The sequence below is a fragment of the Hydrogenophaga sp. IBVHS1 genome (assembly GCF_002127265.1).
Taxonomy (GTDB): Bacteria; Pseudomonadota; Gammaproteobacteria; order Burkholderiales; family Burkholderiaceae_C; genus Hydrogenophaga.
On record NZ_NFUU01000001.1, the window covers coordinates 1,844,369 to 1,862,539 of the forward strand.

20 protein-coding genes and 4 pseudogenes are annotated in these 18,171 nt (G+C 63.5%); 13 read left to right on the plus strand and 11 right to left on the minus strand.

Going from position 1 to position 18,171, the window contains the following annotated elements; genetic code table 11:
• Positions 1-14: 14 nt before the first annotated feature.
• The 5 genes from CAP37_RS08745 to CAP37_RS08765 all read right to left on the minus strand — a co-directional run bounded on the left by CAP37_RS08745 (position 15) and on the right by CAP37_RS08765 (position 3,398).
• Positions 15-713 carry a succinate dehydrogenase iron-sulfur subunit gene (locus CAP37_RS08745; RefSeq protein WP_086123816.1) on the minus strand — a complete coding sequence of 233 codons (699 nt, stop codon included), beginning with the start codon at positions 711-713 and terminating at the stop codon, positions 15-17.
• 77 nt (positions 714-790) lie between these two features.
• Entirely contained in the window at positions 791-1,198 is a 408-nt protein-coding gene (locus tag CAP37_RS08750) for a SirB2 family protein (RefSeq protein WP_086123817.1), read from the minus strand.
• Positions 1,199-1,201: 3 nt separating this feature from the next.
• The gene (locus tag CAP37_RS08755) at positions 1,202-1,642 is read right to left on the minus strand and encodes a CopD family copper resistance protein (RefSeq protein ID WP_086123818.1); all 441 of its coding nucleotides are present in this window, start codon (positions 1,640-1,642) and stop codon (positions 1,202-1,204) included.
• Between the two features lie 111 nt (positions 1,643-1,753).
• Positions 1,754-3,001: an NnrS family protein gene (locus CAP37_RS08760; protein WP_086123819.1), complete on the minus strand. Its 1,248-nt coding sequence runs from the start codon at positions 2,999-3,001 to the stop codon at positions 1,754-1,756.
• Complete coding sequence (locus CAP37_RS08765) at positions 2,994-3,398, minus strand: group III truncated hemoglobin (RefSeq protein WP_086123820.1); 405 nt, start codon at positions 3,396-3,398, stop codon at positions 2,994-2,996. Before CAP37_RS08765 ends, CAP37_RS08760 begins: the two co-directional genes overlap by 8 nt.
• 429 nt (positions 3,399-3,827) lie before the next feature.
• On the opposite strand from CAP37_RS08765, the gene CAP37_RS08770 reads away from it, so the two are divergent.
• Genes CAP37_RS08770 through CAP37_RS21510 form a run of 6 tightly spaced genes read left to right on the plus strand, consistent with a single transcriptional unit; the run spans position 3,828 to position 8,448 of the window.
• A complete protein-coding gene (locus CAP37_RS08770) occupies positions 3,828-5,480 on the plus strand; it encodes a cbb3-type cytochrome c oxidase subunit I (protein WP_086123821.1) in 1,653 nt (550 codons plus the stop codon).
• Positions 5,470-6,108 (plus strand): cbb3-type cytochrome c oxidase subunit II, encoded by a 639-nt coding sequence (locus CAP37_RS08775; RefSeq protein WP_086123822.1) that lies wholly within the window; start codon positions 5,470-5,472, stop codon positions 6,106-6,108. The genes CAP37_RS08770 and CAP37_RS08775 overlap by 11 nt, the downstream gene beginning before the upstream one ends.
• Positions 6,109-6,127: 19 nt before the next feature.
• Entirely contained in the window at positions 6,128-6,736 is a 609-nt protein-coding gene (locus CAP37_RS08780; protein ID WP_086123823.1) for a cytochrome c, read from the plus strand.
• A 13-nt stretch (positions 6,737-6,749) separates the two neighbouring features.
• The gene (locus tag CAP37_RS08785; protein ID WP_086123824.1) at positions 6,750-7,217 is read left to right on the plus strand and encodes an Rrf2 family transcriptional regulator; all 468 of its coding nucleotides are present in this window, start codon (positions 6,750-6,752) and stop codon (positions 7,215-7,217) included.
• Positions 7,214-7,864, plus strand: coding sequence for an SCO family protein (locus tag CAP37_RS08790; protein ID WP_086123825.1), 651 nt, complete (start codon positions 7,214-7,216; stop codon positions 7,862-7,864). Before CAP37_RS08785 ends, CAP37_RS08790 begins: the two co-directional genes overlap by 4 nt.
• Positions 7,861-8,448, plus strand: a complete 588-nt coding sequence (locus CAP37_RS21510) for a cytochrome c oxidase assembly protein (RefSeq protein WP_143435913.1) — start codon at positions 7,861-7,863, stop codon at positions 8,446-8,448. The genes CAP37_RS08790 and CAP37_RS21510 overlap by 4 nt, the downstream gene beginning before the upstream one ends.
• Here CAP37_RS21510 and CAP37_RS08795 read toward each other — a convergent pair.
• Together CAP37_RS08795 and CAP37_RS08800 are read right to left on the minus strand one after the other, a co-directional pair.
• Positions 8,428-8,823: pseudogene (locus CAP37_RS08795) on the minus strand (transposase); the annotation flags it as partial. The gene CAP37_RS21510 and the pseudogene CAP37_RS08795 overlap by 21 nt on opposite strands.
• 225 nt (positions 8,824-9,048) lie before the next feature.
• Complete coding sequence (locus tag CAP37_RS08800; protein ID WP_086124896.1) at positions 9,049-10,011, minus strand: IS5 family transposase; 963 nt, start codon at positions 10,009-10,011, stop codon at positions 9,049-9,051.
• 157 nt (positions 10,012-10,168) lie between these two features.
• On the opposite strand from CAP37_RS08800, the gene phbB reads away from it, so the two are divergent.
• Both phbB and CAP37_RS21965 read left to right on the plus strand, forming a co-directional pair.
• Positions 10,169-10,906 carry an acetoacetyl-CoA reductase gene (phbB, locus tag CAP37_RS08805; protein WP_086123826.1) on the plus strand — a complete coding sequence of 246 codons (738 nt, stop codon included), beginning with the start codon at positions 10,169-10,171 and terminating at the stop codon, positions 10,904-10,906.
• A gap of 22 nt (positions 10,907-10,928) precedes the next feature.
• Positions 10,929-11,432: pseudogene (locus CAP37_RS21965) on the plus strand (IS6 family transposase); the annotation flags it as partial.
• 202 nt (positions 11,433-11,634) lie between these two features.
• Here CAP37_RS21965 and CAP37_RS21695 read toward each other — a convergent pair.
• Entirely contained in the window at positions 11,635-11,805 is a 171-nt protein-coding gene (locus CAP37_RS21695; protein ID WP_179190170.1) for a hypothetical protein, read from the minus strand.
• A gap of 115 nt (positions 11,806-11,920) precedes the next feature.
• Between CAP37_RS21695 and CAP37_RS08815 the strand changes: the two genes are divergently transcribed.
• The 4 genes and pseudogenes from CAP37_RS08815 to CAP37_RS21515 all read left to right on the plus strand — a co-directional run.
• Positions 11,921-12,304, plus strand: coding sequence for a type II toxin-antitoxin system RelE/ParE family toxin (locus CAP37_RS08815; RefSeq protein WP_086123828.1), 384 nt, complete (start codon positions 11,921-11,923; stop codon positions 12,302-12,304).
• Positions 12,301-12,630 (plus strand): helix-turn-helix domain-containing protein, encoded by a 330-nt coding sequence (locus CAP37_RS08820; RefSeq protein ID WP_086123829.1) that lies wholly within the window; start codon positions 12,301-12,303, stop codon positions 12,628-12,630. Before CAP37_RS08815 ends, CAP37_RS08820 begins: the two co-directional genes overlap by 4 nt.
• Positions 12,631-12,726: 96 nt before the next feature.
• Complete coding sequence (locus tag CAP37_RS08825; protein WP_256926917.1) at positions 12,727-13,335, plus strand: hypothetical protein; 609 nt, start codon at positions 12,727-12,729, stop codon at positions 13,333-13,335.
• A 77-nt stretch (positions 13,336-13,412) separates the two neighbouring features.
• A pseudogene (locus CAP37_RS21515) lies at positions 13,413-13,532 on the plus strand (winged helix-turn-helix transcriptional regulator); the annotation flags it as partial.
• A gap of 865 nt (positions 13,533-14,397) precedes the next feature.
• Here the strand turns inward: CAP37_RS21515 and CAP37_RS08840 are convergent.
• Genes CAP37_RS08840 through CAP37_RS08850 form a run of 3 tightly spaced genes read right to left on the minus strand, consistent with a single transcriptional unit; the run spans position 14,398 to position 17,130 of the window.
• Positions 14,398-15,714 (minus strand): HsdR family type I site-specific deoxyribonuclease, encoded by a 1,317-nt coding sequence (locus CAP37_RS08840; RefSeq protein ID WP_086123831.1) that lies wholly within the window; start codon positions 15,712-15,714, stop codon positions 14,398-14,400.
• A 58-nt stretch (positions 15,715-15,772) separates the two neighbouring features.
• Entirely contained in the window at positions 15,773-16,798 is a 1,026-nt protein-coding gene (locus tag CAP37_RS08845; RefSeq protein WP_218776839.1) for an ATP-binding protein, read from the minus strand.
• The gene (locus CAP37_RS08850; RefSeq protein ID WP_086123832.1) at positions 16,741-17,130 is read right to left on the minus strand and encodes a JAB domain-containing protein; all 390 of its coding nucleotides are present in this window, start codon (positions 17,128-17,130) and stop codon (positions 16,741-16,743) included. Before CAP37_RS08850 ends, CAP37_RS08845 begins: the two co-directional genes overlap by 58 nt.
• A 596-nt stretch (positions 17,131-17,726) precedes the next feature.
• Here CAP37_RS08850 and CAP37_RS22165 point away from each other — a divergent pair.
• A pseudogene (locus tag CAP37_RS22165) lies at positions 17,727-18,171 on the plus strand (transposase); the annotation flags it as partial.

Consider the following 18,171-nt stretch of genomic DNA (forward strand, 5'->3'; position numbering starts at 1 on the left):
TGCAGTGGAAAACGTCAAAGGCTGCGTCGAACCATCATTTCCTTGATCTTGCTGATGGCCCCCGCGGGCAGCAAGTCCTTGGGGCACACGTCCACGCAGTTCAGAATGGAGCGGCATCGGAACAGGCGATAGGGGTCGTTCAGGTTGTCGAGTCGCTCGGCGGTGGCCGTGTCGCGGCTGTCCACCAGAAAGCGATAGGCCTGCAGCAAGCCCGCCGGCCCGACGTATTTGTCCGGATTCCACCAGAAGCTCGGACATGCCGACGTGCAGCAGGCACACAGGATGCACTCGTACAGGCCGTTGAGTTCATCGCGCTGTTCGGGCGACTGCAAGCGCTCGCGCTCCGGGGCCGGCGCCGGGTTGATGAGATAGGGTTTGATCGAGTGGTACTGCTTGAAAAACGCGGTCATGTCCACGATCAGATCGCGTATCACCGGCAGCCCGGGCAGCGGTTTGAGCACCACCAGGCGCGGCAGTGCGTTCATGTTGGTGATGCAGGCCAGGCCGTTCTTGCCGTTGATGTTCATGGCGTCCGAGCCGCATATACCTTCGCGGCAGGAACGGCGAAAGCTCAGACTCGGGTCCATGGCCTTGAGGCGCATCAACACATCGAGCAACATGCGGTCACCCGGGTTGACTTCGATCGCCAATGTCTGCATGCGGGGCATGGCATCGAGGTCCGGGTCGTAGCGGTAGATATGAAAGGTGTGCATGTCGGCTTCTTTCAACAGGGGTCAGCTCAGAGTAACTACATCCGCGCGAGACTGAAAGAGAAAAAACCGGGCCTCTTTCACAAGCCCACCATGCGCAGAATGCCCAGGGGATTGTGCGTCCGGGCGATGACAGCCATCACCACAAAGCATGACAAGGCTGCCGTGAACGCCACCGCTTTGCCGGTCCTCGTGGTCGCCCGCCTGAGCGCCAGCGTTCCGAACACGATGTAGGCCACCAACAGCGTGAGCTTGGCCAGCAGCCAGGCCGTTGCGAAGGGATTGACCTGAAGTACGGCCAGCAACAACATTGCCGCCACCAGCAAGGTGGTGTCGATCACTTGGCTCAAGCGGCGCACCGAAGGCGACATGGGCGCGGTAGCGCCCATCAGAACGCCTATGCCTCGCCCGGCGAACAGCCCTCCACTGAGCAGCGCCAGCCCGACGTGGGCAGTCTTGATCAGAAGATAAAAATCCGGTGCCGCCATGCTTCACCATTGCAAATAAAGCATGGCCTTCGCCAACAGGACGATGACCAGCACATGGCAGAACACGCTCAGGTGCAGACAGCGCGAACGTCGGCCGCCCAGCACCCCGCGCCGCCGCCACACCATGGCCGTCACAAAATGCCCGAGCACGCTCAAGGCCAGTGCGATCTTGAGGGCGAGCATCAACCCGAAACTGTTGGATAGCGGTTGCATCAACGCAGCGCGATGTTGCCAAGCTAGCCCTATGCCGGCGGCGTAGAGCGTCAGCAGCACCCATGGCATCACGGCCGCGGCGCGGTTGCCGACGGCGCGTTCGATCTCGCGCATCGTCTCGCGCGGCAGGTGGCTGCGCACGCCTTCAAGCGTCACCACCTCGAAGAACACCGTGCAGACAAAGGCGATGGCAGCGAGCAGGTGCAGTGTCAACAGCAAGCCGTAGCTCATGCCGACCACCTCCGATCAAACCGGATGCGGGCCCCTTTGCCCTGTGACACGTACATCAACAGGCGCAGCGCACAGTCGATCATCGTGGTCAGGCGCATGGATGGACTCCGTTCATTGGGGCGCGCGCGGCCGCACGGGAATCTGCCCTGGTTTGAGCACCGGCGTCGTTGCCGGGTCGATGCCCGGGCGAATCATCATCGGGAAGAAGCGCCACAGATACAGCCCGAACGCCAACACCCAGACACCGGCTGAGGCGTGCAGCGAGACGAACGCCAGACCGCTCGGCAGCAATGCCAGCAGGCGCAATACCGCCGCCGCGATCACCAGGGCGTAGCACCACACGATGAGGCGGTCGGTGCGCAGCGGTCGCCCCAAGTGGCCCAGCGCCGTGCGCGTCACCATCCCGATGATCAACACCGAGAACCCTGCCACGCCGATCACATGGACTGGCCATGCGGCGCGCAACACCCAGCCCGACGCATGCGCTGCCGCCACCAGCAGGCCCACACCAAGCGCGGCGTAGCCGAGGTAGAGGATCCAGAGCAAGGGCACGCGCCGCACCGCCCACGGCTTCCAGGCCAGCACCTGGACCAGCGCAATCACGCCGGCTGCGGCCAGGAACGCGGCCATCGCCAACATCCAACCCAGCAGCCCGAAGACGATGCCCAGGGTGCCCGCGCCCAGCTGCCAATGGCCGCTGCGCGTGTGCATGGGAATCGCCAGCCCAGGCACCGCTCGCATGGCGAAAAACGGAAGCACCCGCCGTGCCACCAGCAGTGCAACCACTGCCATGCACAGCAGTCCCGCGTTGAAGCGCTGCATCAGCAGCGCGTAGTCGCCCTGCCATGCGGCGAGCAGGAACAAGGCATCGGCCACACCCAGCGCCAGCAAGAGCAACGGCACACCGTAGTTGCGCTGGTTGCGTGCACCGTAGATGGCGCGGCCCAGCGCTGCGGCCGCCCAGGCAAAGAACAGCAGCTCGCAACTTGCGGCCAACCAGAAGGTGGCCGCCCCGGGAACGAGATAGCCCACGCGCGCCAGCACCCACAGCAGGCCCAAGGCACCTAGAGCGCGGCCCTTGAGCGGATTCATCCCCGTCCAGTTGCTGCCCGCCGTGAGCAGGAAGCCGACCGCAATAGTGGCGATGAAACCCCAGAGCATTTCGTGCGCATGCCAGATCACGCCGGCGAGTTGTCCGCGCAGCAGGCCTGGCGCGAAAATCCAAAGCCCCACCGATATAGCAGCCCAGAAGCAGCCGGCCAGGTACAGCGGCCGGAAACCCAGTTCGAGAAAGGCAGACCACTGCGGCGCAAGCGCCCTCGCCTGCCCCGGCTCGTCGATCCGCAGCAACTCAGCCATGCGACAGCGTCGTAGGAACGGCGTCCGGATCGCGGTTTATCTGGTAGCCCATCCACAGGCTTTGCGCGATGCGCTCGGCCATGACGCACGCGTGCTCTGCCAGCGCTCGATTGGGCTGCGCAGCGGCGTTCTCGCGAAACAAACGCAGCCAGCGCTCGAACAATTCGGCGGTCAGCTCGGGCAGCACGGCATGCTTGGGCATGGGCGCGCCAGTGAAGCGTCCGGTGCGCCGCAGAATGGAAGACCAGAAGTCCACCAACTTCGCCAGATGGTGGTCCCAGTTGTCTACGTGGGCGTCGAAGATGGGGCCAAGCACTTCGTCCTGCCGCACCCGCGCGTAGAAGGCTTGGACGAGATTCGAGACCTCGTCCTCGGTACACAACTCGGTGGCCATCAATTCGTGCTCCTGGACTTGCCGATGGCAAGCTCCTGTAAGATTCAGTCTAAATATATCTTATAAGTGCCGCAATGCCATCCTGTCCCGCGCATGGATTGATTCACATCAAGTCCTGGGACGCGCCATGGCCTTGCGCGGACTCGCCGAGGGCCAGCCAGCGCTCGAACCACGGCAGAGTCAACTTACAAAGAAGACCAAAGAAGACAGGCGAGTACGATATGCGGGCATTTGACAGACAGCGGTTTGCACTGAGGTCCGGGTGGCGAATCGAAGGTACGCGACGACGGTATTCTTTCGGCGGTATTCGGCGCAAAAGTTCACAACCGGGATCTTCATCTGGCGAAGATGGTGGGCTTCTGGTTGTCCGCCTGGCGTGGGACCGCCCGCTCTCCCGTTGTAGCGCGACCGAGCGCGCGTGAAAGGACACTGATGGACAGCGCAATCCTGAGCCTGCTGGGCGCATTTCTCCTCTCGATCATCGGCCTGTTCGTTTTCATCTGGTCCATGCGCAGTGGACTGCTGGTCGAGAACCCGAGGGACGCATCCGTCATCTTCGCGCGGGGCGAGATCGGCAAGGTGGACGACCCGGCGCTCGACGACGCAGCGCGCGATTCGATGCAGGCAGCCGCCACGCCGCCCGGCACTGAAACACACCACGCCGACCCCCAGGAAATCCGCGACCGCGTGGACGCCGATACCTCCACCGCGTTTCCGGTGTTCATGTTCATCGCGTTCGCGTGCGTCTGGCTTTTGGTCGGCTCTGTCGCGGGCCTGGTGTCTTCCATCAAGCTGCACGAACCCGACTGGCTGGTCAGCCAGGCATGGATGACCTTCGGGCGCATGCGCAGCGTGCACCTGAACGCCGTGCTCTATGGGTGGATCACCAACGCCGCCCTGGGCATGATCCTGTGGTTGCTGCCCCGGCTTCTGCGCACGCGCCTGGTCGGCGGCATCTGGGCCATGCTCGGCGGCGCCCTCATCAACACCGGCATCGCCGGCGGCATCGGCGCGATCGCGGTGGGTTGGACCGATGGCATGGAGTACCTGGAGATTCCGTGGCAGATCGGCATCTTCATCTTCGCCGGCTTCGCGCTCGTCATCCTGCCGGTGCTGTTCACGCTGGTGAACCGCAAGGTGGACCACCTGTATGTGAGCGTCTGGTACATGGTGGCGGCGCTGCTATGGATCGCGCTGCTGTACCTGGTGGGCAAGATGCCCGGCGTGCACACGGGTGTGCAGCAGGCGACGACCAACTGGTGGTATGGGCACAACGTGCTGGGACTCTGGTTCACGCCGGTCAGCGTGGGCGCCATCTACTATTTCCTGCCCAAGATCATCGGGCGGCCCGTGCGGTCCTACAACGTGTCCATCCTCGGGTTCTGGACGCTGGCCTTCTTCTACGGACAGGTGGGCGGACATCATCTGGTCGGCGGTCCGGTCCCGGGGTGGCTAGTGACGCTGTCCATCGTGCAAAGCATGATGATGGTCATCCCGGTCATCGCCTTCAGCATCAACATGGGTCTCACGATGCAGGGGCGCATGCATCTGGCGCGCTATTCGCCGACGCTGCGCTTCATGATGTTCGGCGGCCTCATGTACATGCTGTCCTCGGTGCAGGGGTCGCTGGAGGCATTGCGCAGCGTCAACCAGGTGACGCACTTCACGCACTTCACGGTGGCGCACGCGCACCTGGGCGCCTACGCCTTCGTCACGATGGTGCTCTTCGGCGCGATCTACTTCATGATGCCGCGGGTGCTCAACTGGGAGTGGCCCTATCCGCGGCTGATCAGCCTGCAGTTCTGGCTGGCGGTGATCGGTATCACCATCTATTTCGTCGGCCTGACCATCGGCGGTTGGCTGCAGGGCGTTGCCATGCTCGACGCGGCACGGCCGTTCATCGAGTCGGTCACGCTGACAATGCCCTACCTGAAATGGCGCAGTGTGGGAGGCACGTTGATGCTTGCCAGCCACGTCGTGTTCGTCGGCCACTTCCTTGCGATGGCCTTGCGCTTCGGCCCTTCGCGCGCGGGTGCTGCCCTGTTCTGGCAACAAGGCCAACAGGAGGTCGCGCATGAAAAGTGAAATCAAACTCGCCGCGGGCGCCATGGTGGCGCTGGGGGTGGCAACAGCCGCGCTGGTCGTGCTGCCGTACATGCAGGTTCGCGACATCCCGAAGCCTCCCGCGCTCAAGCCCTACACCACGGCAGAACTGCGCGGCCGGGAGGTGTACATCGCCAATGGATGCGTCTATTGCCACAGCCAGCAGCCGCGCACGCGCAGCTTTGGCCCTGACTTCGAACGCGGGTGGGGCCGCGCATCGGTGCCCGGCGACTATTTCTACGACAAGCCCCACCTGCTGGGCAGCATGCGAACCGGCCCGGACCTGCTGAATATCGGCGCGCGCCAACCCAGCAAGGACTGGCACCTGGGCCACCTCTACCAGCCGCGCGCCTATGCGCCGGGCTCCAACATGCCGTCGTACCCTTTCCTGTTCGACGTCAAGGAAGCGGCCGATGCCGGTGAAGAGGTATTGAGCTTGCCGCCCGGCTACGCCCCGCAGGGCCGCGTGGTGGTGCCCAGGCCCGAGGCGCTGGATCTGGTGAAGTACCTGCAGGCGCTGAATCGCACTTACCCGATCTTGCCGCCGCTGCCCCCGTCTGCCAGCGACGCCGAGGGTGAATCGAAGGCCGCTCCCGCTCCCAAATCCTGACCGCACGCGAGACCTCCACATGTCACACGACGTTGACCCTCATCGCCCGCCGCAGGAGCGCGAGAACGCTGAACCGGACGAAGTCCGTCGCCCCATGCCGTTGACGGTCGCGGCGGTCGCCGTCGTCATGGTGCTGTTCGGCGTCGGCTACATCCTGCTGTCGGACCCGTTCGGCACGCCCGGGCTGGGAGACCGCCGCTCGGTGGCCGAGCTGTCGGGCCCCTCACCCTCCTCCGGCGGCGCCGGCCCCGACGGCAAGCAGCTCTACACGGCAAACTGCGTGGCCTGCCATCAGGCCACCGGCAAGGGACTGCCCGGGGTCTTTCCGCCACTGGACGGTTCGGAATGGGTGACAGGCGATGCGCGCACCGTGGTCAACATCCTGCTGCACGGAATCACGGGGGAAATGGAAGTCGCCGGCACGGTCTACAAGGGCGCCATGCCGCCTTTCAATCAACTGGGTGACGCGGAGCTCGCAGCGCTGGCAACGCACATCCGCGGCAGCTGGTCCAACAAGGCGGAGCCGGTCAAGCCCGAACTGTTCGAACAGGAGCGCAAGGCAAATCCCCGCACGACGCCGTTCGCTGGTGGCCAGGAATTGAAAGCGTTCGCCACCAAGACGCCATGAGCCGAGACGTCCCATGCGCCTGACCGCGATGACCGACTATTCGCTGCGCCTGCTGATGTATGTCGCGATGCGCCCGGAACGCTTGTGCACCATCACGGAGATTGCCGAGGTTCATGGCATTTCGCGGGCGCATCTGGTGAAGATCACCCACCAGTTGGGGCTGAACGGCTGGATCGAAACCGTGCGCGGCAAGGGCGGCGGCATGCGGCTCGCGGGGTGCCCCGAGGACATCAATCTGGGCGACGTGGTGCGCAGCGTGGAGCCCGATTTCGCGCTGGTCGAATGCTTTGCCACCGGCAGCACCTGCACGCTCACCGGCCACTGCGGGTTGGCCCACGTCATCCACGATGCGCTGCTGGGCTTCATGCGGGAGCTGGACGGCCACACGCTGGCCGACGTTCTGCCCCGAGGCACCAAGGGCCCGCAAGCCCTGAAAAAGATCAGGTTCGCACCGCTGACGCGCATGCGGATGACGCGATGAAGCGCACCGCGTTCGCCTGCGTCGTGTTCGCGCTGCTTTCGTATGCTGCAGCGCAATGGTTGACACTCGATTTCAAAACCTGGACGGCCGAAGGCGCGCGCCGCATGGAGATCGCGGCGCGACCGCTGCCGGCTCCGCCGGTCGATATGGAAGGCCCAGGCGTCGAGGCAAGGACGCTGGCGCAGCTCCTCTCCGACGAGGGCGCCGTGACGATCGTCGACTTCATGTACACGCGCTGCGTCACGGTGTGCGCGGCGTTGGGCACCGCCTTCCAGCAGATGCAGTCGGCCATCGCGTCACACGAGCGCGCATCGAGCCGCTCTTCCAGGGTGCGCCTGCTGTCGATCACCTTCGATCCCGAACATGACGACCCGGGCGTGCTCGCCGCGTACGCGACGCGCCTGCAAGCAGATCCGCGCATCTGGCGCTTCGCCCGGGTGGTCGATTCCGCGAAGGCCGGGGTGGGCCCTCGCCTGCTCGATCACTATCAAGTCACGGTGATTCCGGACGGCCTCGGCGGCTTCGAACACAATGCCGCGCTGCTGGTGGTCGATCCGACCGGCCGGCTGGTTCGGGTGTTCGATTATTCGGACCTCGATACTGCGTTGGCCTTCGCCCGTGCCCTCGCCGACAGGGGAGCGGTATGAGCGCGGCACGCAAGCCGGTCGTCATTCGGTTTGCCGCCGGCGTCGCGCTGCTGGCCGTGTCGATGCTGCCGCCGCTTCGGCAAACCCTGGAGTCGAGCATGAGCCTGCACATGCTCGTGCAGTACCCGGCGCTGATGTTGGCCGGCGCACTCATGACCATGGCGCTGCCACCTGCACTGGCTCTGCGCCTGTCCACCTGGAACGCGGTGGGCATCTCGGGCCTGACGGCAACGGCCTTGATCCTCGCGGTGTTGATGATCCCCCGTGTGCTCGACCTCGCGCTGCTCGACCCGCGCGTCGAAGGCGCCAAGGTTGCCGCCCTGCTGTTTGCTGGCGCCGTGCTGTGGCCGTCGTGGCGCGCCGCGGGCCTGATGGTGCAGGCGTTCTTTCTTGGCAGCGTCGTCCCGATGACGATCGTCATCGCAACGCTGTACCAGGATTCGCCGGTGCGCCTGTGCAACGCCTATCGAATCGACGATCAACAGCAACTGGGACTCGGTCTGCTCTGGATCGCCGGCACGGTGACTGTCGGATGGTTCGTGCATGCGGGACGCCACCTGCTCCTTGCCGACGCGGGCGAATAGCGCCTCGCCCAACTTGTTGTCATTGCACAGGCGGCGAAACTTGAGCATCGTCGTGGCGTCGGGCACCGGCTCACAGCCCAGGTCAATGCCAACGAAGCGGCGCAGGCTGGCGCTGTCGTACAAGGCCTCCTCGCAGGCGAGGTCTGCCAAGTTGAAACAATACTGGATGAAGTGGATGCACAGCATGCGCTCCAGTCCAATGGGCGGGTGCCCATTACCGAACTTGGGGTAACGCGGTGAGAGTTCATCGCACAGCGCTGGTCAGGGCACCAAGGCGTCCATGGTCTTGAGAAACTCGTCGCGTCGAGTGGGCTGGCGGTGTTGTTCAAAGCCCGACTGTGCATCAGCGGCCATGGCGAGTGTCTGTTGCTTCATGGCACCACAATCTACCGGGCAATCGACGCGATGGAAACTTGTTCAGCGTAGCCTCAGATTAAAGCCCGCCTCGTTGCTACCCGGGCTAAGGCTACGCTGAACAAGTAGCCGATTTGAGCGATCCGCTGCCCAATGGGTCGCTGACGCGGGGAAGCCTCGCGATTTGACCGCGTTCCCCGGCCATACCGGCCGTGCTTGCGCACTTGGAGTGCGCAACGGGCGCACTCATGCCGCGAGGCGCTGCCGCGCCAGGTAGATGTTGGCCAGACCCAGCACCACGAACGAACGTGTGGCGTTCTTGGCAAGGCCTCGGTAGCGCACCTTGGCAAAGCCCCAGAGCCGCTTGACCACGGCAAAGACGTGTTCGACCCGGGCGCGGACCTTGGACTTGTTGTGATTCTTCGAGCGCGCGGCCTCGTCGATCTCGCCACCCCTGCGCACGCGCTGGTTCGTGAAGTCCTTGGCCCGTGGCGCCTTCGATTCGATCAACGCCCTCTGACTGGCGTAGGCGCTGTCGCCGTATACACGCTGCTCGTTCCCGTGCAACAGCTCGGGCAATGGATGTTTGTCATGCACGTTGGCTGCCGTGACCACAGCGCTGTGCGCCAGCCCAGTGCGGCTGTCCACGCCGATGTGCATCTTCATGCCGAAGTACCACTGCTGGCCTTTGCGGGTCTGGTGCATCTCCGGGTCGCGCTGTTTGTCGGCGTTCTTGGTCGAGCTGGGCGCGCCGATGATGGTGGCATCCACGATGGTGCCGGTGCCCACCTTCATGCCTCGGGCCTGCAGCACCTCCCCCACCTTGGCAAACAAGGCCTCGCCCAGCTTGTGCTTCTCCAGCAGGCGGCGAAACTTCAGCAGCGTGGTCCCGTCAGGCACACGTTCACGCCCCAGATCAATGCCTACAAAGCGGCGCAGCGCCGTGCTGTCGAGCAGAGCCTCCTCGCAGGCCTCATCAGCCAGGTTGAACCAGTGCTGCACGAAGTACATCCGCAGCATGCGTTCCAGCCCGATCGGTGGGCGCCCGTTGCCGGCCTTGGGGTAGTGAGGCTCGATGACCGAGCACAGCTCCTGCCACGGCACGATCTGCTCCATCGTCGCCAGGAATGTGTCCCGCTTGGTGCGCTTGCGGTACTGCTCGTAGCCATCGCCTTGATCGGCGGCCATCGCCAGGGTCTGTTGCTTCATCTTCACCTTCGTGTCTCTGGTGACTCGATACATGCAAACCTCGCGCCACCTCTCAACTTGTTCAGCGTAGCCCTAAGTGTTTTCCTGAGCGGGGTGATGAGAAACGTCGCTAAAGTGAACTGCGCCGGTTCAGGTTCGTACACATCAAGGAACAATCATGAGCAGAAAAGTCGCATACGTCACCGGGGGCAGGGGAGGCATCGGAACAGCCATTTGCCTGCGCCTGCACAAGGATGGTTTCGCGGTGATCGCCGGCTGCGGTCCCACGCGGGACCACGCCAAGTGGCTGGCCGAGCAGGAAGCCGAGGGTTACTCATTCCACGCCTCGGTGGGAGACGTCGGCGACTGGGAGTCGACCGTCGAAGCCTTCACCAAGGCCAAGGCGGAGCACGGCAGCATCGACGTGCTGGTCAACAACGGCGGCATCACGCGCGATCGCATGTTCCTCAAGATGGCGCCAGAGGAATGGAGCTCGGTGATCGAGACCAACCTCAACAGCATGTTCAACGTCACCAAACAGGTGGTGGGCGACATGGTCGAGAAGGGCTGGGGCCGCATCATCAACATCAGCTCGGTCAACGGCGCCAAGGGCCAGGCAGGCCAGACCAACTATTCGGCGGCCAAGGCCGGCATGCACGGCTTCACGATGGCGCTGGCGCAAGAGCTGGCGCCCAAGGGCGTGACGGTGAACACCGTGAGCCCGGGCTACGTCGGCACCGACATGGTCAAGGCGATCCGGCAGGAAGTGCTCGACAAGATTGTGGGCGCGATTCCGGTCAAGCGCCTGGGCGAGCCGAGTGAAATCGCCTCGATCATCGCCTGGCTCGCGGGCGACGAGAGCGGCTATTCCACCGGGGCCGACTTCTCGGTCAACGGCGGCCAACACATGCACTGAGACGCTTCCGTTGCTATGTGCGGCTTATTCGCTGAGCCTGTGGCAGATCGAAGAGATGATGGCCGAGCGTGGCGTTTGCGTCGACCACGCGACGGTCCATCGCTGGGCAATGAAGATCCCGCCAGTGCAGACCGCAGTAGCCCGACGACGCAAACGCCCGGTGAGCGCAAGCTGGCGGATGGACGAGACCTACATCAAGGTCGCGGACCAGTGGAAGTATCAGTACCGAGCGGTCGACCGCGACGGTGACACCATCGACTTTCTGCTGCGGGACACGAGAGACTGCGCTGCTGTTCGTCGGTTCCTGGAGCTGGCCTCGGATTAAACGGCATACCCGAGAAGATCACTGTCAACAAGAGCGGCGCCAACACGGCGGCCATCCTGAGAGTCAACCAAGACTCCAGAGCGAACATCCCCATCCGCGTCAGAACAAGTGTCTGACCAACATCGTCGAGCAGGACCACCGGCCATCAAGCGCATCGTGCGGCCGATACTGGGGTATTCGTATTTCTCGTGCAAATTGATACGGTAGGCGAAGTAATTCCGTTTTAAATCAATAACTTAAGAAGATTCCCTTTTCACGAGCACCGTCCTTTTGGTGCAGATTGATACGGTTCGGCATCCCGGCTGGTGGCATCGTGAGCACGGCCACGAATCTTGATGTCGTTGGCGGCTGATTTGATCGAGCAGCGTGATGCTGCGTAGAAGATCTCCCTCAGCGACCGTGATCACACGGAGCGCTGTGGGAGAGTCTCTTTTTCGACCAAGAAGAAGAGACCGCTCCAGTGTGCCATGCCCTCATTGAAGACCCGAAGTTCGCAACGTTGCTGCTGCGCATTGACCATGAACTGGCTGCGCAAGCGCGCGCCGATGGATGTCGTTGCGGAGGCGCCTTGCATCGGGCCGACTATCCTCGCCTGGTCAAAATTCAATCGGCGCCAACACCAGGCTCACACCTCGGTGGCAAAGACTGCGAGTTGACGAAGATATGCCCAAACGGGCATAATTGAAGCGATGTTGAAGCAAGCCCGCAAGCCCATCAAATGGGTCAGCTCCGCCAAGCGCGATCTGGATGCCATGCCGGAGGATGTCAAAGATGTTTTTGGCCATGCCATCGACCTGGCCCAAGCCGGAGGCAAGCACCGGGATGCCAAGGCGATGACGGGTTTCGGCTCGGCCGGCGTGCTGGAGGTGGTCGAGGGCCACCAGGGCGACACCTTCCGGGCCGTTTACACGGTCAAGTTCGCCGGGTGGGTTTATGTCCTGCACTGTTTCCAGAAGAAGTCCAAAAGCGGCATCGCCACGCCCAAGCCAGACATGGACTTGATCAACAACCGCCTGAAGGCCGCGAAGCAGGATTTTGAGGTTTGGCAAGCACAGCAAGGAGCACGCAAATGAATGGACACAACGACATCACGATCGAAGAAGGCAGCACGAACGTCTATGCCGACCTGGGTTATACCGACGCTGCGGAAATGCAGCGAAAGTCCCAGCTCGCAGGCGAGATCGCCCGCGCGATCAAGGCGCGCCGTCTGACGCAAGAAGATGCGGCGACGCTGCTGGGCATCGATCAATCCAAGGTCTCGCGCATCACGCGCGGCCAATTCCGCGGTGTCAGCGAAGCCAAGTTGCTGGAACTGGTGGCCAGGCTGGGTCACGATGTGAAGATCGTGGTCGGCCCGGTGCGGCGCCGCGCCGGCAAGATCGAGTTGCAGTTTGCCTGAGCTCGCCCCGCAGCATCAGGCGCAACCCAATTTTCGAAACGCTCGCCTGTCAGCTGTCGCTTGCATGTGGACCGGCGGGCGCCTGACGACAATGACATGACCCGTGTTGCCGAATACATCGAGGCCGCCGAGCGCGACAACACGCGCCGAAGCTACGCTTCGGCCATACGCCATTTTGAAATCGAGTGGAAAGGTTTGCTGCCTTCGACGGCCGACGCCATCTCCCGCTACCTGGCCGACCATGCGGCCACCCTTGCCATCAACACGCTACGCCAGCGGCTGGCGGCGCTGTCGCGGTGGCACACCGATCAAGGCTTTCCCGATCCCACCAAATCGGCCCTGGTGCGCCAGGTCCTCAAAGGCATTCGCTCCGTTCACGCCGTACCAGAAAAGCGCGCGCGCCCGCTGGAACTGGCGGTGCTCCAGCAGGTCGATCAGTGGCTCGATGCCGCCATCGGCAACGCCCAGCGCTCCGGAGACCAGCCGGCCTTGCTGCGCCACACGCGCAACCGCAGTCTGATGCTGCTGGGGTTCTGGCGCGGATTCCGCTCCGACGAACTGGTCAACCTGCGCGTTGACAACACCGAGGTCACCCCCGGCCAGGGCATGGCCTGCTACCTGGGCCGCAGCAAAGGCGACAGGCAGCTGCAGGGCCGCGTTTTCAGATGCCCGGCTGTTGATTTCCACGCAGAAGTGACCCACTAACCCCCGGGATTTCCATCCAAACCTGACCCACGTACTAACCCTAACCTGCTGCTTTGCTGAGCAGCAGGAGACCAGGAGTGATAGACGTGGCAACACTGAGTGTCATCAGGCGCTGGGCCCTGCGAGAGCAGCTGTCCATCCGGGAGATAGCCCGCCGCACGGGCCTCTCGCGCAACACCATCCGCAAGTACCTGCGCGTAGCCGCATACCTCAAACAGATTCAGACCGATCCAGAGATGGCCGACGAAGCTGCCGTGCTCCGACGCTGGCAACACCTGAGCGACGAAGAGTCGCAACTCAAAAAGGCCCTTAAGGACCTGGAAGCCCATGTGGACCGACAGGCCCACGACCACTATCCGCGCCTGAGCGAGACGGAAATTCAGGCTCTGGTGGTGGATGACAAATGGCTCGCCGCAATGGGTGCTGCTGCGCATGGTGAGCTGGACCGCATCACCCAGCGCCTGACGCAACGGGTGAAAGAGCTGGCCGACCGCTACGACGCACCCTTGCCCGCCGTGGCGAAACTGGCCGACGAACTGCAGGCCCGAGTGGACGAGCACCTGGTACGGATGGGGTTCACATGGAACTGAACGAGCCGAGTGCGAAATACTTTGTGAAGGCGGAGTGCTCTCAGACTGATGTGGGGCTTGTTCCCTCAGATTGGCTGCTAAAGACCATAGGAGATCTCTTCAGGTTTGAGGGTGGCTCTCAGCCAGACAGAAGCCATTTTGTTGGATCGCCAAGGCCAGGGTACGTGCGGTTGATCCAGATACGAGACTACAAGTCGGACAGATTCGAAGTATTTATTCCCAGATGCTTGGCTCGTCGATTTTGCAATTCGACCGACATCATGATTGGTCGATATGGCCCTCCGGTTTTTCAGATTCTTCGAGGCCTCACTGGTGCATACAACGTCGCATTGATCAAGGCAATTCCAGATGCAACACTGGATGCTCGATACGCCTATCAGTTTCTCAAGCAGGACTCACTCTTCGCTTTTATTGACAAGCTGTCTCAAAGATCGTCCGGTCAAACAGGTGTCGACCTGAAAGAGCTCCGGTCCTACCCTCTTTCGTTGTAGCCACCAAACACCTCCTGGCTGGTGGCCTTGTCTTCCTTGAGCAACGGGGTGCCGGTGAAGCCGATGAACACCGCGTTGGGCATCAGCGCCTTCATCACCCGGTTCAACCGGCCGCTCTGCGTGCGGTGGCATTCGTCCACAAACACAAACAGCTCGCCGTAGGTGGCGCTGGGGGCGGCCTGCACGTCCTTGATGAACTGCTCAAACTCCGCCTCGCTCTTGCCGCGCGCCTGGCCGCCAAACTTGTGCACCAGCGAACACATCAGCCGGGGCGAGGGCAGGGCCAGCTGGCGCATCAGGTCCTTGCCGCTGTCGGTGCGGTACACAGATTCACCCGCGTCGCCCAGCACGCGCTCGATCTGCTGGTCCAGCTCGTCCCGGTCGGTCACGATCAGCACGCGCGCCTGCGGCAGGTTCTCCAGAATCCAGCGCGCCAGCAGCACCATCAAGATGCTTTTTCCCGCGCCCTGCGTGTGCCAGATGATGCCGCCCTGGCGGCGCAACACATGCGCCTGCGCCGCCTTGATGCCAAAGTACTGGTGCACCCGTGGCAGCTTCTTGATGCCGGCGTCGAACAGCACGAAGTCGTGCACGATCTCCAGCAGCCGGGGCTTGCAGCACAGCTTGCGCAGGTACTTGTCGAGCTTGTAGCCCGCGTTGTCGGCCTCGTCTTCCTTCCACTTCAGGAAGTACTTTTCTTGCGTGGCAATGGTGCCGTACTGCAGGCCCTCGCTGTCGTTGCCCGCCATCACCAGCTGCACCGTGGCAAAGAAGCCCTCGTTGAACTCGGGCAACTGGTTCGACAGGTTCTGCCGTATGCCGTGGCCAATGCTCACCCGGCTGTTCTTCAGCTCTAGCACGCCCACGGCCAGCCCGTTCAGGTACAGCACGACGTCGGGTCGGCGCTCCAGGCCGCCGTTCAGCGTCACTTCTTCGGCCACCGCAAAGTCATTGGCTTCGGGGTGCTCCCAGTCCACCAGGTGCACCGTCTCGGCCTGCTCGCCCGCGCCGGTTTTCACCGGCACGCCGTAGCGCAGCAGGCTGTACACCGCCTGGTTGTTGCCGTACAGCGTGCGGGTGGGGTTGGCGGCCTCGCTGCGCAGCGTGGTCAGCGCCCGGCTCATGTGTTCTGGCGTGTAACCCTTGGCCTGCCAGAAGGCGGTGAGCAGGGCTTCCTCAATCGGGGCGTTGCCGGCGCGCTCCGTCCAGTCACCCAGGTAGCGGTAACCCAGGTCCTTGCACAGCAGCTGCACCACCCGGTGTTGGGTGGCGCGCTCCGGTTTGCTGACATCGTTCACGACGGGCTCCCTGATTTTTGTGTCGTCGGTTTGGGGGGCAATGCGGTGCGGCGTTGGGCTACTCGGTGTCTGGCAGCAGGTTGCCTTGCCGGCTCAGCGGTGGCCAGGTGCCGGCCGCTGCCCGGGTTTCGTACCAGCGGTGCATTGCCGCGTCTTCCACCGCGTATTCACCCCGGGCCGATTTCCACACCAGCGCCGGCATGCGCTGGCGCAGCGACTCCAGCGCGTTCTGCGCCTGCTGCGGCGTCACCGCCTTGTCGCGCCCGGTTTTCTCGCGGTAGAAGCGCAGCGCCTCGGCGTCGTACGGCCGGAAGCGGGGGCCTTGCTCCAGCATGCGCCACAGCACCGCCTGCTCCAGCGGCTTCAGGCCCAGGTAGTCCGATTCCATCTGGCCCTCGTCGTCTTGCTGGCGCTGCGCGGCGGCCTGCAGCATGGCGGGCTCAAAGCGACCCGTCAGCGCCGCCAGCGGGCTGAGCACTTGGCCCAGCGCTTCCATGAAGAACTGCGGCCGGCTGCCAAAGCCTTCAAACGCGGCCTGCAGCGTGGCCTGGTCCACCGGGGCCAGCTCCGGGCGCTGCGCCTCGATCAGCTGCACGATGTGCGCGATGAAGTCCTGCCCCAGCGCGGGCATGGTCTTGATCTGCGAGCCATAGAAGGGCGAACCGTTGGTGTTCACCAGGCGCAGCAGCTTGTCGCGGTCCGAGCCCGACATCACCAGCATCAGGTTCACCACGCCGGGCCGGTTCAACTGGTCGCGGGCCGACTTCAGCGCCGTCATGGCGGCCTCGCCCGCTTCGCTGGTCAGCGCGTGCTGGGCTTCGTCAATCACCAGCGCCACCGGCTTGCCTGCGGTTTCGTGCAGGGCACGCAAGGCGTCCACCAGCGTCAGCCCGTCCAGCTTGCCGATCCGGCTGGTGTCCACGTCCAGCCAACCGGCCAGGCTCACCTTGTTCAGCCCGGTCTTCTTGGCGGTGCGGGCAATCACGCCCAGGTGCGGCTGCAGGGCGCGGCCAATGGCGTCGGCAATCAGCACACCGGGGTCACGCGAGGCGTCGGCCCAGAGGTCCACGTACACCACCACCACGCCCGCTTTCTCCAGCGCAGGGCACAGGTCACCGTGCCCCGGAACATCTCGACGTAGTCCAGCACGCGGTTCTGTGCATCCAGATGCACCACCGCAAACACCTCATGCGGCAGGTTGCCCAGCCGGGCACGCAGGAAGTCCTTCACCACAGCGGGTGAGTCCATCAAGTCGCTGCCGCGCACCTGGGCGGCCAGCAAGCGCTGAGCGGCCAGCAGCACCTCGTCGGCTTGGGCCGGACGGTACTGGCCCGCGACATCGCGCACCAGCAAAGCGGAAGCGGCAACCGAGAGTGCCTGGAAGGAATCGAGGGAAGAAAACAGATCGTGCTGCATGACCAACTCCAGTGATCGGGCGGGATTGCCCGAGACCGGAACCGGCACGCCGCAGCGCAGCGGTCACAGGTTCGAAGACGGCCGACAGGCCGCAAGCGCATGCAATGCGCGCAGACCTTGACGGCGAGAACGGTGTGCAAGGATGAAGGGAACAGCAAGCCAGCCCCACCACACCTGCAGGCGCGAGGAAGGCAAGCGCAGCGCGGAGGCCGGGACGGCCGGAGGCGTCAGCGATCGGCGCCCGACAGGGTCGAGACGCCAGGACACCTGTGGCCTGGTGGCTCGATGCGCAGCACCAGAGCGCGGTCCGGCTTCGCCGGAGACGCCAGAAAAAATCTCGGCCGAAGGCGGAATGAAATGGAGCATTTCAGCATTTGTCCCTGTTCCAAGCGGCCTGATAATCTTCCAGCTCGTGTTCGTCCAGCGCTTCACTGGCCTGCACAGGCTCGGTCAGCATCTGCGGCAACCAGCGGCCAGCCGCCTAGGTTCGCTGGCAATCTGCGCCTTCTTGAGTTTCGCCAGCCGTTGCACTGACCTGCCCGGTTTCTTCGGACCAGTAATTTCTAGGAAGATGGCTCCCAACCCGCGAGGAGCCCATGAGAAAGAGCCGATTCACCGAAGAGCAGATGGTCACCGTGCTGCGCGAAGCAGACAAGACCAGCGTGGCCGAGGCCGCCAAGAAGCACAAGGTCAGCGAACCCACCATCTATGCCTGGCGCAAGCACTTCAGTCAGATGGAAGCTGCCGATGTCAAACGACTGAAGGCCCTGGAGATCGAGAACGGCAGGCTCAAGAAGCTGTTGGCCGAGCGTGATCTGGACATCGAGGTCCTCAAGGAGATCAACGCAAAAAAGTGGTGAGCCCGCAGGCCCGACGCGAACAGGTCGAGCTCGCTTGCGAGCGGGGCCTGTCAGAGCGGCGGGCCTGCGGGCTCATCGGCCTGGCCCGCTCCAGCCTGAGCTACACGCTGCGCCTGCCAGTCAAGGACGCTCCTGTCATTGCTGCGATGAAATTGCTGTCTGCGCAGTACCCGCGCTACGG

Bases quoted from the DNA above. Each gene is read 5' to 3' on its own strand.
- CAP37_RS08745 (WP_086123816.1), bottom strand. From the start codon at position 713: ATGCACACCTTTCATATCTACCGCTACGACCCGGACCTCGATGCCATG.
- CAP37_RS08750 (WP_086123817.1), bottom strand. From the start codon at position 1,198: ATGGCGGCACCGGATTTTTATCTTCTGATCAAGACTGCCCACGTCGGG.
- CAP37_RS08755 (WP_086123818.1), bottom strand. From the start codon at position 1,642: ATGAGCTACGGCTTGCTGTTGACACTGCACCTGCTCGCTGCCATCGCC.
- CAP37_RS08760 (WP_086123819.1), bottom strand. From the start codon at position 3,001: ATGGCTGAGTTGCTGCGGATCGACGAGCCGGGGCAGGCGAGGGCGCTT.
- CAP37_RS08770 (WP_086123821.1), top strand. From the start codon at position 3,828: ATGGACAGCGCAATCCTGAGCCTGCTGGGCGCATTTCTCCTCTCGATC.
- CAP37_RS08775 (WP_086123822.1), top strand. From the start codon at position 5,470: ATGAAAAGTGAAATCAAACTCGCCGCGGGCGCCATGGTGGCGCTGGGG.
- CAP37_RS08780 (WP_086123823.1), top strand. From the start codon at position 6,128: ATGTCACACGACGTTGACCCTCATCGCCCGCCGCAGGAGCGCGAGAAC.
- CAP37_RS08785 (WP_086123824.1), top strand. From the start codon at position 6,750: ATGCGCCTGACCGCGATGACCGACTATTCGCTGCGCCTGCTGATGTAT.
- CAP37_RS08790 (WP_086123825.1), top strand. From the start codon at position 7,214: ATGAAGCGCACCGCGTTCGCCTGCGTCGTGTTCGCGCTGCTTTCGTAT.
- CAP37_RS21510 (WP_143435913.1), top strand. From the start codon at position 7,861: ATGAGCGCGGCACGCAAGCCGGTCGTCATTCGGTTTGCCGCCGGCGTC.
- CAP37_RS08800 (WP_086124896.1), bottom strand. From the start codon at position 10,011: ATGAAGCAACAGACCCTGGCGATGGCCGCCGATCAAGGCGATGGCTAC.
- phbB (WP_086123826.1), top strand. From the start codon at position 10,169: ATGAGCAGAAAAGTCGCATACGTCACCGGGGGCAGGGGAGGCATCGGA.
- CAP37_RS21695 (WP_179190170.1), bottom strand. From the start codon at position 11,805: ATGCAAGGCGCCTCCGCAACGACATCCATCGGCGCGCGCTTGCGCAGC.
- CAP37_RS08815 (WP_086123828.1), top strand. From the start codon at position 11,921: ATGTTGAAGCAAGCCCGCAAGCCCATCAAATGGGTCAGCTCCGCCAAG.
- CAP37_RS08820 (WP_086123829.1), top strand. From the start codon at position 12,301: ATGAATGGACACAACGACATCACGATCGAAGAAGGCAGCACGAACGTC.
- CAP37_RS08825 (WP_256926917.1), top strand. From the start codon at position 12,727: ATGACCCGTGTTGCCGAATACATCGAGGCCGCCGAGCGCGACAACACG.
- CAP37_RS08850 (WP_086123832.1), bottom strand. From the start codon at position 17,130: ATGCAGCACGATCTGTTTTCTTCCCTCGATTCCTTCCAGGCACTCTCG.